16 protein-coding genes and 1 pseudogene are annotated in these 15,720 nt (G+C 30.3%); 6 read left to right on the plus strand and 11 right to left on the minus strand.

All coding sequences use genetic code 11. The features are described 5' to 3' along the window. The first annotated feature begins 361 nt into the window (after positions 1-361). From JG780_RS01190 to corA, 3 genes and pseudogenes are all read left to right on the plus strand, one after another. Positions 362-1,252, plus strand: a complete 891-nt coding sequence (locus JG780_RS01190; RefSeq protein ID WP_114702277.1) for a hypothetical protein — start codon at positions 362-364, stop codon at positions 1,250-1,252. 218 nt (positions 1,253-1,470) lie between these two features. Beyond that, positions 1,471-1,596: a hypothetical protein gene (locus JG780_RS01195; protein WP_258167431.1), complete on the plus strand. Its 126-nt coding sequence runs from the start codon at positions 1,471-1,473 to the stop codon at positions 1,594-1,596. A 108-nt stretch (positions 1,597-1,704) separates the two neighbouring features. Beyond that, positions 1,705-2,458, plus strand: a pseudogene (gene corA / locus JG780_RS01200) (magnesium/cobalt transporter CorA). A 145-nt stretch (positions 2,459-2,603) separates the two neighbouring features. Here the strand turns inward: corA and JG780_RS01205 are convergent. The 3 genes from JG780_RS01205 to JG780_RS01215 are packed head-to-tail and all read right to left on the minus strand — an operon-like array spanning position 2,604 to position 6,005. Next, positions 2,604-2,906 (minus strand): hypothetical protein, encoded by a 303-nt coding sequence (locus tag JG780_RS01205; protein ID WP_004104080.1) that lies wholly within the window; start codon positions 2,904-2,906, stop codon positions 2,604-2,606. A 2-nt stretch (positions 2,907-2,908) separates the two neighbouring features. Continuing rightward, positions 2,909-4,627 (minus strand): M3 family oligoendopeptidase, encoded by a 1,719-nt coding sequence (locus tag JG780_RS01210; RefSeq protein ID WP_287568970.1) that lies wholly within the window; start codon positions 4,625-4,627, stop codon positions 2,909-2,911. Then, positions 4,602-6,005, minus strand: a complete 1,404-nt coding sequence (locus JG780_RS01215; protein WP_287568971.1) for an MATE family efflux transporter — start codon at positions 6,003-6,005, stop codon at positions 4,602-4,604. The genes JG780_RS01210 and JG780_RS01215 overlap by 26 nt, the downstream gene beginning before the upstream one ends. Positions 6,006-6,105: 100 nt before the next feature. Here JG780_RS01215 and JG780_RS01220 point away from each other — a divergent pair, with 100 nt between their 5' ends. From JG780_RS01220 to JG780_RS01230, 3 genes are read left to right on the plus strand one after another with little or no spacing between them, the layout of a single operon-like run. Further along, entirely contained in the window at positions 6,106-6,828 is a 723-nt protein-coding gene (locus tag JG780_RS01220; protein WP_004104094.1) for an alpha/beta hydrolase, read from the plus strand. Between the two features lie 36 nt (positions 6,829-6,864). Continuing rightward, positions 6,865-7,827 (plus strand): potassium channel beta subunit family protein, encoded by a 963-nt coding sequence (locus JG780_RS01225; protein WP_004104097.1) that lies wholly within the window; start codon positions 6,865-6,867, stop codon positions 7,825-7,827. A 1-nt stretch (position 7,828) separates the two neighbouring features. Further along, positions 7,829-9,025, plus strand: a complete 1,197-nt coding sequence (locus tag JG780_RS01230; protein WP_287568972.1) for an aminopeptidase — start codon at positions 7,829-7,831, stop codon at positions 9,023-9,025. 14 nt (positions 9,026-9,039) lie between these two features. On the opposite strand, the gene JG780_RS01235 is transcribed toward JG780_RS01230, so the two are convergent. The 8 genes from JG780_RS01235 to JG780_RS01270 are packed head-to-tail and all read right to left on the minus strand — an operon-like array spanning position 9,040 to position 15,719. Next, entirely contained in the window at positions 9,040-10,095 is a 1,056-nt protein-coding gene (locus tag JG780_RS01235; protein ID WP_287568973.1) for an ABC transporter permease, read from the minus strand. A 1-nt stretch (position 10,096) separates the two neighbouring features. Beyond that, positions 10,097-10,954 (minus strand): ABC transporter ATP-binding protein, encoded by an 858-nt coding sequence (locus JG780_RS01240; protein ID WP_287568974.1) that lies wholly within the window; start codon positions 10,952-10,954, stop codon positions 10,097-10,099. Then, a complete protein-coding gene (locus tag JG780_RS01245) occupies positions 10,955-11,935 on the minus strand; it encodes an ABC transporter permease (protein ID WP_287568975.1) in 981 nt (326 codons plus the stop codon). Between the two features lie 17 nt (positions 11,936-11,952). Continuing rightward, positions 11,953-12,507, minus strand: a complete 555-nt coding sequence (locus tag JG780_RS01250; RefSeq protein ID WP_287568976.1) for a macro domain-containing protein — start codon at positions 12,505-12,507, stop codon at positions 11,953-11,955. Continuing rightward, positions 12,491-13,723: a replication-associated recombination protein A gene (locus tag JG780_RS01255; RefSeq protein ID WP_287568977.1), complete on the minus strand. Its 1,233-nt coding sequence runs from the start codon at positions 13,721-13,723 to the stop codon at positions 12,491-12,493. The genes JG780_RS01250 and JG780_RS01255 overlap by 17 nt, the downstream gene beginning before the upstream one ends. Beyond that, positions 13,692-14,624 carry an SDR family NAD(P)-dependent oxidoreductase gene (locus JG780_RS01260; protein WP_114702267.1) on the minus strand — a complete coding sequence of 311 codons (933 nt, stop codon included), beginning with the start codon at positions 14,622-14,624 and terminating at the stop codon, positions 13,692-13,694. Before JG780_RS01260 ends, JG780_RS01255 begins: the two co-directional genes overlap by 32 nt. Further along, on the minus strand, positions 14,624-15,127 hold the full coding sequence (locus tag JG780_RS01265; protein ID WP_114702266.1) for a metal-dependent transcriptional regulator: 504 nt from the start codon (positions 15,125-15,127) through the stop codon (positions 14,624-14,626). Before JG780_RS01265 ends, JG780_RS01260 begins: the two co-directional genes overlap by 1 nt. Then, positions 15,120-15,719, minus strand: coding sequence for a uracil-DNA glycosylase (locus tag JG780_RS01270; RefSeq protein WP_287568978.1), 600 nt, complete (start codon positions 15,717-15,719; stop codon positions 15,120-15,122). Before JG780_RS01270 ends, JG780_RS01265 begins: the two co-directional genes overlap by 8 nt. Position 15,720 lies beyond the last annotated feature (1 nt).

Genomic DNA, 15,720 nt, shown 5'->3' on the forward strand with positions numbered 1-15,720 from the left:
TGCGTTGAAATACAGAAGTCCGCGGGAGGTATATGAAGAATATCTAAGTTTTACAAAAGTTTCGTAATTTCTGTCCAATTTTTCGGGGTGCATTACAAGGCTTTTAAATTAAAACCGTTTGAACTTTTCGTTAATTTTTTCACGAAATAAACATTGTTATTTGAATAATAAAAAAAAATTATTTGTTGCTTTTTTGTCTATAATTAATCAATAAACTTTTAAAAGCACGTGTATTATTCATTAATTGCTCTATATTGGTTAATTCAAGATTAAGGCAAAATAAAATTATAATAAATGTAAATTATATTATATATTTTTTTGATAGAATTTTTTTGAACTTCAACAAAGAAGGAGGGGGATTATGAAAAAATTTTTTACAATACTCTTACTTACTATTTTGTCTATTTCAATGATTTTTTGTAAAAGTTTTAAGATCGAAAAAGTTAGTTTAGAAACACCAAGAGAAAATTATTTTCCTAATTTGATCTTTACTAGTTTTTTAAACTCTTCAAACCAATTCTTTTTATACTCTGAATCTAAAAAAACTCTATTATCAGTAAAAATTAACATACTTTCAGCTTTTAATCCAGAAGACATCTACATAGAAGATTATTTAAAAAATATAGATTTTAATTTTGAAAACTTTAAAATTATTGACTTTGATTATAATACTTTCACTTTGTATTCAGACAATAAAATAATTAAAATCTCAGAATCTGGCGATGTAATCTCAACTAATAAAATAAGTATTGATCTTGGAAAATTTCCATTAATTAAGAAAATTGACGAAGATAAATATTTTATAGTAGATAAAAAATTCTACACTGTTTCTTCTTCCGGAACTGTTTTAGACTCTTTTGATAGCATAAAAACTTCCGAATTTACTATAAAACCTACCAACATAGTGAACTTGGCAACATTTGGTTATGATCTTTACTTTATTACAGACAAAAACAGTATTATAACTTATAATCCTTTAACAAAAATGGGGGAAATTATATTAAAAGAATTTGATCATGGAAGAATTAAAAATCTTGCCATTGAGCCATACACAAAATCTATATTTATATCCTTCACAAATAACGATCAAGATATGTCAATTGGATACGTTGATCTTAAAGAACAAGTAGTTAAAGTAATAGATAATGAAAAAGTAAGTGATTTCTTAGGAATTTTGTTCAACAAAGGTTTTCTATGTGTAATTAAAAAAGATGGATACAAAGTCTTCTCTATTTTAGACATTGTAAAATAAAAAACATGAAAATATAAATATCCAACAATTTTCTTTGATACTCTTTCTGTAATTTAGCTCTTTTACACTATATTGGTTCACAAAGAAATATATTGAAAAAACTCTTCTTGGCACTGATAGCCAAGAAGAGTTTTATTATATAAAATATACTGTGTTAAAATGAGAATATCTAAAATCATGAAATTTAAAACATTGAACATGAATATGAAGATAAAAGTATGGGTAAAAGAGAAAAATACTTGCAAAAAGTTGGAATGCCCCCAGGAACCCTTTTATACACAGGTTCTAAAAGTAACGTCTTTGAAATAAGTTACATAAAATACAATGAGAAATTTTTTGAATAAGACAAAATTCTAAATATCGAAAATTGCTATGATGATAATGAGTATAATCAAGAACTTATTACTTGGATTAATGTTGTTGGAATTCATAAAGAAGAAATTATTGAAAAAATAGGAAAATATTTCAACTTACACTCTTTAACTTTAGAAGATATCCTTAATATTTATCAAAGATCTGAATTGGAAGAGTTTGAAGATTATATATTCATAGTATTAAAAGATTTAAAATTTGAAGAAAATGGTAATTTAATTGATGTAAATCAAATAAGTATTGTTATCAAAGGAAATTATATAATAACTTTTTCAGAAAAAATTCAAACATCTTTGATAATCTTATTGAACATATAAGGAAAAACAAGGGAATTATTCGAAAAAAGAAAATAGATTATTTACTCTATAGAATTGTCGATACAATTGTTGATAATTACTTTGCAATTTTAGACAAGCTTGAAGAAGAAATAAAAGTTCTTGAAGATGATATTATATCTGAAACATCCAAAAAAACAATAAAATCAATTCAAACATTAAAAAGAAATATGATTAATTTTCGAAAAATTGTCGACCCCTCAGAGAAATTTTAAATAGTTTGATTAGAGACATGAGCGATTATTTAAGTGATTCTATACTATACTTTAGAGATACATACGATCATGTTATTCAAATTATTGAAGAATTAGAATCCATTAGAGATCAAGTTTCAAGCACTTTAGATATTTTTCTTACAACTGTAAATAACAAAATTAACCATGTTATAAAAATATTAACTGTAATATCCACAATATTTATGCCAATAACTTTTATCTCCGGAATTTATGGAATAAACTTTAAATACATGCCAGAATTATATTGGAAATGGAGTTACTAAGTAGTTTTAGCTGTTATGTCAATAATTGTAATTTTCCTAATAATAATATTTAAAAGAAAAAAATGGTTATAAAATTAAATACAAAAGAGCTGGAAATAAACTCCAGCTCTTTTTAAAAATCAAAATTTTGTATAATATTTAAAACTCATTTACTAGACAACTTTTTCAACCTTTCTGGATTCATGTAATTTAAACAGCAACCGCTTCCAAACATTTTTACTTCCTGATCCTTTTCCATTTCTACTATTTTGTCATAAATGCCACATTTGTTATCCTCAGTCAAATATTCACATTGATTTTTTTCTTCATTCCATTTTCCATAATAGCAAGGAGTCACCTTACAACAGTAACCACATTGAACACATTCTGGGCAGCTATTTTCATTTCTTAATTTTTCTACCATCTCATCTAAACTTTCAAATTCTTCATCGAAATCCTCAAAAAACATCTTTACTCTCCTTCCAACTCATTTAACCTTTCTTCAACAAATTCTACAATTTCCCCAATGTGCTTTTCAGAAAAATCAAGCTTTATTCCAGCAACCTCATACACTTTATCAATTGGCATCTTATAGCCAACCTTTAGGAAGTTATGATAATCTTCAATCGCCTTTTCAGGATTCTCAATGTAGTTTTTATAAATAGATAACGCACCAAGTTGAGCAATACCATACTCAATGTAATAGAATGGAACTTCAAAAATGTGAAGCTGGAACATCCATCTATTATTCTTTTCAAAATCAAGTCCACTCCAGTCAATTCCTCTATTGAACTTATCCATCAATTTGCCAAAGTATTCTTCTCTCTCTTTTGCCGTGTGCTCTGGATTTGTATAAATCCATTGTTGGAAAGCATCAACCGTCATACACCATGGCAAAAATAGTAGTGCACTTTCAAGTTCTTCTATCATTGCTTTTCTAAAATCATCTTCATCCTTATAATATTCATTCCAATGATGCATTGTAAGAAGTTCCATACTCATCGAAGCAAGTTCTGCAATTTCCATTCTATGTGGTCTATAGTACTCTATAGGAATATTAACAGTTTCAAATGTATGCATTGCATGTCCTGATTCATGAAGAAGCGTTCTAACATCACTGCTTTGTCCTGTTGCATTCATGAATATAAATGGTGCCCCTGTCTCTGGCAATGGATAATTGTATCCACCAGGAGCCTTTCCTTTTCTATTCTCAAGGTCCAAAAGTTCAGAATTTTTCATCATTTCAAGCCTTTCTCCAAAAACTCTCTTTACTTTTCCCAACACTCTAATTGCTTTATTTACAAACTCATCGATTGTGTTATATGGTTTTAATACCTTTCCATCAACATCGACGCTTGTATCCCACGGCCTTACACTTTCAATACCGAGCTTTTCAGCTCTTCTTTTCATCCTTTTTTCAAAAAACGGCATGACCTTCTTTTCAACTGACTCATGGAATTGCAAAACATCTTCAACCGAATATTCAAATCTTCCCTTCAAATTATGCATGTAATCTCTGTAATTTTCAAATCCAGCATTTTTTGCTTGCTTTATTCTAATCTCTTTAAGTTCGTCAAAAAGTTTATCCAATTCTTCTTTTCTTGACAAAAGCCCCTCAAATCTTTTTCTCCAAGCTTCTTCTCTTATCGTTCTGTCTGGAGATTTCAAATATGGTAATAATTGTTGCAAAGTTTTTTCTTCACCTCTAAAATCTACCACAATAGAACCGTAAATTGAACCATACTTATTGGAAAATTTTCTTTCTTCAACTTGGAGTGGAATATTTTCCTCTCTAAATAGTTCAATATTGTTAGATATAATTTTCAACATATGCTGGTATTCATTTGGCAACTTTTTAGAAAATTCTGAGTTATATATCTTTTTTTCAACTTCAATTGAATATGGTTTTAGTTTTGAAACAACGTTCTGGAAATAATCGTTAAACATCTCTGAATATTCAGGTTTGTCTGCAAACCTTGTCATATTAATATATCTTCTTCCCATTTCCTCTGAAACAATATCACTTAATTCAGTAAATTTTTCTACAAGTGATATAAGTTCTTTTTCACTATTAATATTCTCCGATAACAACTGTTTTATACTCTCTAGTATCTTTTCACCATCCGTTGATGATAAATCTTTAAAGTATTTTCTAGGTTTTCTTTCAATCTTCTTGTCCGTAAATATCATCTAAATTCCCCCTTTTTAAATCTCTTGTTATTGGCTTTTTCCAATTAGAAAACTTTATAAAAAGATAAGCAAGAAGTAGTGCACTTACATTACTTATTATCATAGCAAAAAACAATCCTGTAAAGCCATACTTTGTAGAAAAAAATGCAACTAGAGGTACTCTAATTCCCCATAACCTTGTTATATCAACTATCATTGAAAGATCTGTTCTACCAGCTCCTACAAGCGCATGTACAAACACTGACATAGAAGTAAAAAATGGTAAAGAAAAAGAAACATACCTAAAAAATATATAACCAACTTCTATTACATCTTTTTCGTTTATAAAAAACTTTGTAAGCTGTCCGCCAAAAAAGAAGGTAAGAGTACTAAGGAAAAATACAATAGTAAAATTCGTCCAAAATGCTACCTTCAAAGTTTTTTCAGCACTTTTTACATCACCAGCACCCAAAAACTGTCCAACCATTGCAGTAACGGAATTTGCAATCCCAAAAGAAATCATTGTAATAAAGTTTATTATTCTATTTCCAACACCGTATGCACTTACAACAGTCGGTCCAAAACTTGAAACAAATCTCATAATAAAAACAAAGCCAAGCGATGTAATACTCATACTCAAAGAACTTGGAAGTGCTATTCTAAAAACTTTTTTAATCAACTGCCAATCTGGTGTTAAATCTCTTAAATGTATCTTAAATCCTCTTTTTCCTTTAAACAAACTTTCAATAGCCATAAGGGCAGCTATAATCCTTGCAATTGTAGTTGCAAGTGCAGCTCCAACTACACCCATTTTTGGAAAAATACCTATTCCAAAAATAAGAAGCGGATCAAGAATAATATTAATTATCGTTGAAATTAACATAAGATTCATCGTAAATTTTGAATCTCCCCAACCCCTAATAATGGAACTTACTGTATTAAAAATAAAGCCAAAAGGAAGACCTAACATTATTATATTAAAGTACTTTACCGCATAATCTACAACTTCTGCACTTTCTTTTCCAGCAACAGCCATTATTATCGGCCTTGATATAATTATTGAAAAGATTGAAAAAATTACACCAATTAAAGTAGAGGTTAGCAAACTTTGACCTGCAGATTTTTGTGCAAGTTTCTTGTCTTTTGCTCCAGTAAATTGTGCGACCAATGTAACACCTGCTTGTGAAAATCCTATAGAAAGTGAAATAAACACAAAAATAATTGGCCAGACAATCGTTGGTGCAGAAAATTCTATTTTCCCAAGCTTTCCTAGAAAATAACCATCTACTGCGTTATAAAATGTTTGCATAAGGTTTGAAATTATAAGCGGCCAACTCAGCAAAAACAGTGACGAAAATATTCCCCGATTAAATATATCTACCCTATGTTTATTCTCCAAAACTATACCCCCTAAATAATGATTCGCATTACTAATTATATCATACTTTAAAAAATGATAAAATAAAAATAAGAAAAAATTTATTTTGGAGGTGTAATTTATGAAAAAAGCACTTTTAATATCAACATCTATTATTTTAGCATTTATTTTTATATTTTTAATATGGTCTATTAATCCACTAAAACCATTAAGTGAAGTCGAAAATTATTTAAAATCGAGCGAAAACGTTAAGATTGAATACATAGGTAAAGATATATTTTTTAAACCGAAAACAAATTCTAATATTGGAATTATCTTTTATCCCGGCGGACACGTTGATTACAGAGCGTACGCACCACTGGGCTTTTATCTTGCAAAAAATAACATAAATTTTGTCTTACTTAAAATGCCTTTAAATCTTGCATTTTTTAGAACTAATGGTGCAAAAAGCATAATAGATAAGTATGGAAATATCAAATGGTATGTTGCCGGCCATTCTCTTGGAGGAATTGCAGCAATAGAATTTGCAAAGAAAAATAATGTTGAGGGTGTAATTTTACTTGCGTCATATCCTGCAAAAGATATTTCAAATCTTGAACTAAAAATACTTGCTATTACAGCAAGCAACGACGGTCTTGTTACACAGGAAAAATTCAAATCAAAAATTAAACTTTTTCCAAAAAATACGGTATTTTACGAAATTGACGGTGGGAATCATTCTCAATTCGGATTTTATCCTCTTCAAAAAGGAGACAATGAGGCTACAATTGATAGATACAAACAACTTTCCACAATAGTAAATAAAATTCTAGAATTTATAAACGAAAATAGTTCGTCAAACTAATAATTGTGGTATAATATTTTTTAGGAGGTGATTCAAATGAATTACAGAAAAGTAGGAAAATGGGGATTAAAAATTAGTGAACTATCTCTTGGTTCCTGGCTCACTTTTGGAAATCAACTTGACATAGCTGGTGCAAAAGAAATTGTTAGAGAATCCTTCAAAAACGGTATCAACTTCTTTGATACTGCAGAAGCATATGCAAATGGAATGGCAGAATCAATGCTTGGAGAAGTTCTTAAAGAATTTAGGAGAAGCGACATCGTAGTTTCAACAAAAATATTCTGGGGTGGAAACGGTCCAAATGATAAGGGACTTTCAAGAAAGCACCTTTTAGAAGGAACATGGGCTTCACTAAAGAGATTACAACTTGATTATGTTGATATCGTTTACTGTCACAGGCCAGATCCAGAAACACCAATTGAAGAAACAGTTCTTGCAATGGACTATATTGTAAGAAATGGACTTGCACTCTATTGGGGAACATCCGAATGGAGCGCAGAGCAACTAGAAGCTGCTCACAAAGCATGTAAAGAGCTAAATTGTATACCACCTATAGTAGAACAGCCACAATACAACATGCTCGTAAGAAAAAGAGTTGAGGAAGAATACAAACCAATATATGAAAAATATGGTATGGGACTTACTATTTGGAGTCCTCTGGCATCAGGAATATTAACAGGAAAATATAACAATGGAATCCCAGAAAATTCAAGGCTCGCAAGATTCCCACACCTTAGAAAGCATCTTGAAGAAAATGGGCTTTTAGGTGAGAAAGTATTCAAAAAACTTCAAAAGTTACAAAAAATTGCGGATGAATTAGATGCAAAAATGTCTCAACTTGCAATTGCATGGTGTCTATTAAACGACAATGTAAGTAGTGTCATATTAGGTGTTTCAAGCAAAGAACAACTCCATGAAAACTTAAAGGCAATAGAAATCAAAGAAAAGATCACAGAAGATTTAGAAAAACAAATCAGAGAAATTCTCGAGGAGGAATAACATGTTAAAAAAGTACGCAGAAGTTGCCTTAAAAATTGGACTAAACCTACAAAAAGGTCAAATACTATTCATAAAAGCACCAATTGATGCAAGAGAGTTTGTAGAACAAGTTGTTGAAACAGCTTTTGAAATAGGAGCATTCGATGTTTACGTAAAATGGTCAGATGAAATTATTACAAAAACTAGACTTAAAAATGCACCAATTGATGCCTTAAAAGAATTTCCTGAATGGGAAATAAAAGCATCTGAATATCTCTTAGATAAAAAAGGTGCAGTATTAAGTATTACTGGTGGCGATCCAGATGCACTAAAAGATGTTCCACCTGAAAGAATTGGAATTTTTACAAAAACAGTAAATACGGCAAACAAAGACATAATGAGAAGAATGATGTCAAACGAAATAAGCTGGTGTGTTGTAGCATATCCTACAAGAAAATGGGCCAAAAAGGTTTTAGGAGAAGAAAACACTGAAAAATTACTAGATTATATTTTAAAGGCAAGTAGAATCGAAGGAGATCCTGTAAAAAATTGGCAAGAACATATAGATAATCTTAAGAGAATAACCAAATTTTTAAACGAGAAGCAATTTGACTATCTAAAATATGAAGGTCCTGGTACAGATCTCACAGTAGGTCTTCCAGAAAACCATATATGGCTTTCTGCAACTCAAGAAAATATGAGTGGTATAACATTTGTTCCAAATATTCCAACTGAAGAAATCTTTACAGCACCGCACAAAGATAAAATCAATGGTGTGGTTACAAACAGCCTACCTCTTGTATATGGCGGAAATGTAATAGATAAATTTACACTTGAATTTAAAGACGGTAAAATCGTAAATTATAAAGCAGAAGTAGGAGAAAAAATTTTAGAAACAATACTTAATACAGATGATGGTGCAAAAAGCTTAGGAGAAGTAGCTTTGGTTCCTGTAAATTCACCAATTTACAAGATGAAGACTATATTCTACAACACACTATTTGATGAAAATGCAGCATCTCACTTTGCATTTGGAAGAGCATATCCAAATTGTATAAAAGATGGCACCAAAATGAACGAAGAACAACTAAGACAAAATGGTCTAAACACAAGTCTTACACACGTAGACTTTATGGTTGGAAATGAAAATATGAATGTATATGGAATAAAAGCAGGTGAAAAAATAACACTTATGGAAAGTGGAAAATGGGTAATATAACTGTACAGGCCTCATCATATATTTGATGAGGCCTTTTTTCTTTTAATAATGCTAGATAAAGCTACAATAGATAAAGAAACGATAATCCAGATTAATGGTATTAAAAAATGATTTTCATAGGCAGAGTATCCAAAAGATTTTCTTATTCCATCAACAAGGTAAGTAGAAGGAATAATTTTTGATAAAGTTCCTATTATTCCTGCATTTCTTACATCAAAATAAAGTCCTCCTGCAAACATAAATACTTGAAATAAAATATTTCCAAGTACTACAATCGTCTCCGGATTTTCTATTAAACTTGCTATCATATAACCTAATGACAAAAATACCACACTTCCAAATAACATATAAATTGAGACATTTAACACATCAGGTTTTACTCCATACACTAAAAAATCAAATAAAGTGAATATTACACTTGAAAAAATAATTTGCATCAATGAAACAATAGCGTATACAAAATAAAATTTTCCAAGACTATACGGTGTACATTTTAATCTTCTCAAAAGCCCTCGCCTTTTGTAAAAAGAAATCTGCGAAGTAAAGCCAAAGAATGTTACTGACATTATATTCATTACCAAAATTGAAGCATATAAAAATTGAGAATAAGATATACTTTTTTTCCTTTCATTTACCTTTAATTTTACTTCTTTTTCTGAATTTAACGCATTCAAAGAAGAAAATATATTCACCAAAATATCTTTAACAACCTTTGAATATTCTTTATCTGTATAAAAAATTTCAACATTTACAGGTTTAAACAACTTTGTTTTCGACAAGATCAAAGCTCTTTGAAGTTTTAGATCAAAATTATCTTCAAAGACTATTACTGCATCAAGATTTTTCTCAACAATCTCTTCAACTTTTTTAACCTTTAAAACTTCAAAGTGATCCTTTAGATTTTCTATGAATTTATTTTCACCGATATATCCTATCCTAAATTTTGCATTTTTTTCAATATCACCAAAAATTGATGTAAGCAGGATAGTTAAAAGTATTGGAAAGACTATAATCCAAAAGGTAGCCTCTTTTGACCTTAAAAATTCTATCTTAAATAGTGCCTGAAACATATCAATCCCTCAATTCTTTACCAGTTAATTTTAAAAACACATCTTCAAGAGTTGGATGTCTGACTGTAAAATTTTCTATTTTGTTTTCTATAAGCTTTTGTATTAAACTATTTGGATCATTTGTTTCAACAAGTGTTCTATTTCCAACAACCTTTCCGAATTTTTTATACACGCCATCTATTTCTATTATTGTCTCTAAATTAGATTTTTCTATTAATTTCTGAGGAGTATCAAGGGCAATAATCTTCCCATTATCAATTATACAAACTCTATCGGATAAAAATTGAGCTTCTTCCATATAATGTGTTGTCAAAAATATTGTTTTTCCTTTATCTTTAAATTCAAGTATAATATCCCAGATTTTTCTTCTTGATTGTGGATCAAGTCCTGTTGTAGGTTCATCCAAAAAGATAATTTTTGGATCATTTATAAAAGATAGTCCTACAACAAGTCTTTGAAATTGACCTCCAGAAAGATTTTTCACTCTCTCCTTTTCTTTCTCAACTAGCTCTATCTTTTCTAACACCTCATAAGGATCATATCCATCTTTGTAAAAACTTCTAAAAAGTTTTAGAGTTTCGATAACTGTAAGCTCTCTAAAAAGTTCAGTTTTTTGAAGAGAAACTCCTATAACTGATTTTATTTTCTTATCTATTTTTTCCATTTCTTTATTAAAATAATAAATTTTCCCTTCACTCTTTTCTCTAAGACCTATTAAAATCTCAACAGTGGTTGTTTTTCCAGCACCATTTGGTCCAAGAAGAGAAAAAACTTCTCCTTCCTCAACTTCAAAGCTGATACCTTTTAACGCTTCAAATTTTCCATATAATTTTTTTAAATTTTCCACCTTTACTACCATCTAACCACCTACTTTTTCAGTTTCAAAAAGTATCTTGCCACCAATTAAAAGTAAAAATAATCCAAATACAATTAATATAAATGAATAAATGAAAAACTTAGAGATATTAATTACTTGCATTCCCATTGAAAATTTGAAGATATCAACAATATATTTTACTGGAATAAAAAAGCTTAAATTTTTTAAAAACTTTGGAAGAAATTCTAATGGAAAATAAATCCCAGAAAAAAATATGAATACAATATACAAAAACTGAGATACATTAGCCGCACTTTTTTTGAAAAGAACACTAATCAATGTACCAATTCCAAGCATTCCAATTACAGAAGAAACAAGAGCAATAGAAAAATAAAAAACATTAACCTTCAAAGATATTGAAAACAAAAATGCTCCAATTAACCTTATTATAACTAAAGAAATAAAACTTATAAAAAACTGCGAAATCGAAAATGAAAAGACAAAAGAAAGAGAAGACATAGGAAGCAGTTTTAGCCTTTTTAGTGTACCTACTCTTTTATACCTATCAAATAAATTAACCACAGAAAACATTCCTATGGACATAATCGAAAGTGCAAATGTACCTATATAAATATTTTCCCTTTGCGAAAAAATTATATAATCTAACTTTGTCTCTTTTATATTTACTACGTTTTTTAATCCAAAAGATTTAACCTTATTTACTAACGTATCAATCCACACATAAACCATTGCACTATTACTGTTTTTGTAAACTATTACTTCATTATCTTTAATCACCGCGACAGCATCGTATTTTCCTCTATCGCTTAATAATTTTTCCTCATCATTGTATGACTTTCCATAAATATCTAGATCAATATCAGAAAAATAAGCAAAATTAGCAGTATCTTCGCTAAAAAAAACTAGCGAAAACAAAATAAATAATACTAATGGAAATAAAATATTGAAAAAGAAGGATATTTTATTTCTAAAATATTCTAAAAATAAAGACTTAGTTAGCATTAATATTTTCATGTAAATCATCCTTGCAATTTAAAGTATTTTTTAAATTCTTCTTCAAAAATCTGGTGGGTATCTTTATCTATATTTACTATTCTAATTTCTTCAATTGTTGTATTATCTTTTAAATATTCATCAATTGCTTCAGCAAAAATTTGTGCACATCTTCTCACTGGAAAACCAAAAATACCACTGCTTATTGCAGGAAAGGAAATGGATTTTATCTTTAATTCATCTGCCTTTTTCAAAGAATTTAAAACAGCATCCTTTAAAAGCTTTTCTTCATTATTATTCCCTCCACGCCAGATTGGACCAACTGCATGAATAATATACTTTGCCTTCAAATTACCACCAGAGGTAACTGCAACATTACCAGTTTTCACCGGTCCATATTTTTCAACATATTCATCACTTTCAATTTGGATAATGCGTCCACCTTTTTTCAATATTGCACCCGCAACCCCTCCGCCATGTTTTAAATGACTGTTTGCAGCATTAACTATGGCATCTGTATCCTGAATTGTTATGTCATCATTTATCAAAACTATTTTCTTACCATTAAGATTTATCATCATATTGCTTTACCCCCCTCCACAAAGTTTCTAAAATTTCTATATTTTTCTTTTCTTTTCCTATTGATTTCGGAGTGTAAAAAACCTTATCTGAAATCTCTTTTGGAAGATAAGACTTTTTCAAAAATCCACCAAATTTATGTGGATTTTTATAACCACTATCTGGAATATTTAATAAATCACGAGGCACATCAAGATTCATTGTATCTTTTGCAACTTCTAAGGCTTTTTGGATAGCAAGGGTTGATGAATTGCTCTTTGGAGCAAGAGATAAATATATAACACATTGAGATAAATTAAGCATACACTCGGGAAGACCAACAAGTTCCACCGCTTGAGCCGTTGAAGTTGCAACTAAAAGTGCCATCGGATCAGCAAGACCAATATCTTCACTTGCAAGAATCACAAGTCTTCTTGCAATAAATCTTGGATCTTCCCCACCCTCTATCATCCTAGCCATATAGTAAAGTGCAGCATCAGGATCACTTCCACGAATACTTTTTATAAACGCTGATGCTAAATTATAATGTTCCTTTGCTGTATAAACTCTATTTTCATCCGAAGAATATATTTGTAAAATCTCTTCATCAATTATTTTTTTATCAATTGAAATCGCTATGTCACTCAATATTTCATATAAATTAATCGCAAACCTTCCATCTCCATTTGAAACCCTTGCGAGAAAATCTTTTGCATTCTCATTAATATCCACTTTCTTCACATTGACAGCTTTCTCGAGCAACTTAATTATATGCTCTTTTTGCAGTTTTTTAAAAGCAACAAGCCTTACACGGGAAAGTAGTGCAGGATTTACCATCTTGTATGGATTTTCTGTTGTTGCACCTATTAAAACATAATCAAAAGCTTCAACCCCTGGTAAAAATATATCCTGCTGCTTTTTATTGAACCTGTGAAATTCATCTATAAATATCAGGATCTTTTTTACATCCTTGACTTTAGCTGCATATTCTAAAATCTTTTTTACTTCTGCAGTTGAGGTTATAGCCGCGTTAAAATGATAAACTTCATAGCTTGTGTTCAGTTTGATAACTTCTAGTGTGGAAGTTTTTCCACAACCTGGTGGACCGTAAAAAATAGCAGAAAAGAGGGAATCTTTCTCTATTGCAAGTTTTAAGATTCCCTTTTCACCTAATATATGCTCTTGTCCAACAACATCTTCAAAATTTTTAGGCCTTAAAATTTCGCTTAAACCACTCAACTGTCAACCTCAATCCCTTCTCTATATCCACCTTTGGTTTCCATCTTAACTCTTCAAGTGCCCTTGTATAGCACAAAAGACTCTTTCTTATATCTCCCTTTCTTGGTGGACCATAAACTGGATCTTTTGTGTAACCAGTTATCTTTTTTAAATAGTTAAACAACTGATTAACACTTGTTCCCTGCGAAGTGCCTATGTTTATCTCCATTCCATCTCCAGCTTTAAGTGCTCTTAAATTTGCATCAGCAACATCTTCCACATAGACATAATCACGAATATATTCACCATCACCATTTATTATCACATCTTCACCATTTAGCATTCTCATAGTAAAAATAGCTACAACTCCAGCTTCTCCAAAAGGATCTTGCCTTGGGCCATAAACATTAGCGTACCTTAAAACCGTATAGTTTAATCCAAATTCTTTCTTTGCAAATCTTAAATAATTTTCAAAAGAAAATTTTGCTATTCCATATGGAGAAATTGGTTTTGGAAATACAGATTCTGGTGTTGGAAAAATATCAACATCATCTCCGTAAATTGCACCGCCTGTAGAAGAAAAAATAAACTTTTTTACTCCATATTTTATGGAATTTTTTAATAACACAAGACTTCCAATTATATTCACATTTGCATCTTCAACTGGATCTTTAACAGATACAGAGACACTCGCCTGTGCTGCAAGGTGAAAAACATAGGAAAAATTATGTTCTTTAAATAATTCCTCAATAGTCTTTTCATCTCTAATATCTGCAACAACTAAGGTTGCATCTTTATTTACATTTTCTTTTTTTCCTCTTGATAAATTATCAACAACAACGACTTCATAACCATTTTCTATCAACTTATCTACAACATGTGAACCAATAAATCCTGCTCCGCCAGTTACTAGTGCTTTCATTAATCATCCTCCTTCAACCTTATTTTAAGTTTGAGCGCTTCTTTTGGAACATCTTTTATTCCCAATTTTTCTCTTTGCTCTTTTAAAAATTTAATTAACTTTTCAGTTTTAGTCTCGTCAAAATCTATCATTATAGCATAAAATCGTCTTAGCTGCCTTCTTGTTTCGCTATCAAGACCGTAAATTAACAGTTCGGCAGCTTGCTGTGCCCATTTTTCTGGAAAGCCTATTACGTACATAAAAAAGTATTTTACCCTAAGCTCTCCATTGTGAATGGTCACAGCAACTCTTTTACCTTTTCTAGTCAATTTAACAAATCCGTACCTTTGATGTTCTACATAACCTAGTTCAGCTAACTTTTTTACAGCTGTAGTTACACTCGGATAACTAACATTCTTAACCTTTGCAATTTCAGAAACTCTTGTAACACCATCATTCTTTGATAGTTTATAAATAGTTACCAAATAATTTTCTAGTGCTGGTGTTAACTTTTTATCAGCCATTTTCTCTCTCCTTTAAAAATTGATCATAATACTTTCTAACTCTTTTAATATCCTGCCAAGTAAGGTCTTTTGGAGATCCTTTTGCTTTTGATGGATTTCTCAAAAGGTAACTTGGATGGAACATGGGAAAAATTATTATTCCACCCTTCCATTCAAACTCATTACCTCTAACTTTAGTTATCGCAACACTTTTTCCCAAAAACAACTCAAGCGCAGGTTTTCCAAGAGTTACTATCATTCTAGGATTTATAACTTCAATCTGTGCAAAAAGATAATGAGAACAAATACTTGCTTCTTCCTTCGTTGGAGTTCTATTGTTTGGAGGTCTACATTTAACAATGTTAGTGATATAAACATCTTCACGCTTTATGTTAACAGATTCCAAAATTTTAGTTAGAAGTTGTCCTGCTCTTCCCACAAATGGTCTTCCGGAAAGATCTTCATCTTCACCTGGACCCTCTCCCACAAACATAATTGGAGAATCTAGATTTCCTTCTCCAGGAACTACATTTGTCCTATTCTCATGCAAGGGACAAGCTGTGCAGTTTTTAATTCTCTCAACAACAATTTTCATTAATTCCTCTTTTTTCATA

The organism is Thermosipho sp. (in: thermotogales) (assembly GCF_020054775.1).
GTDB lineage: Bacteria > Thermotogota > Thermotogae > Thermotogales > Fervidobacteriaceae > Thermosipho > Thermosipho africanus.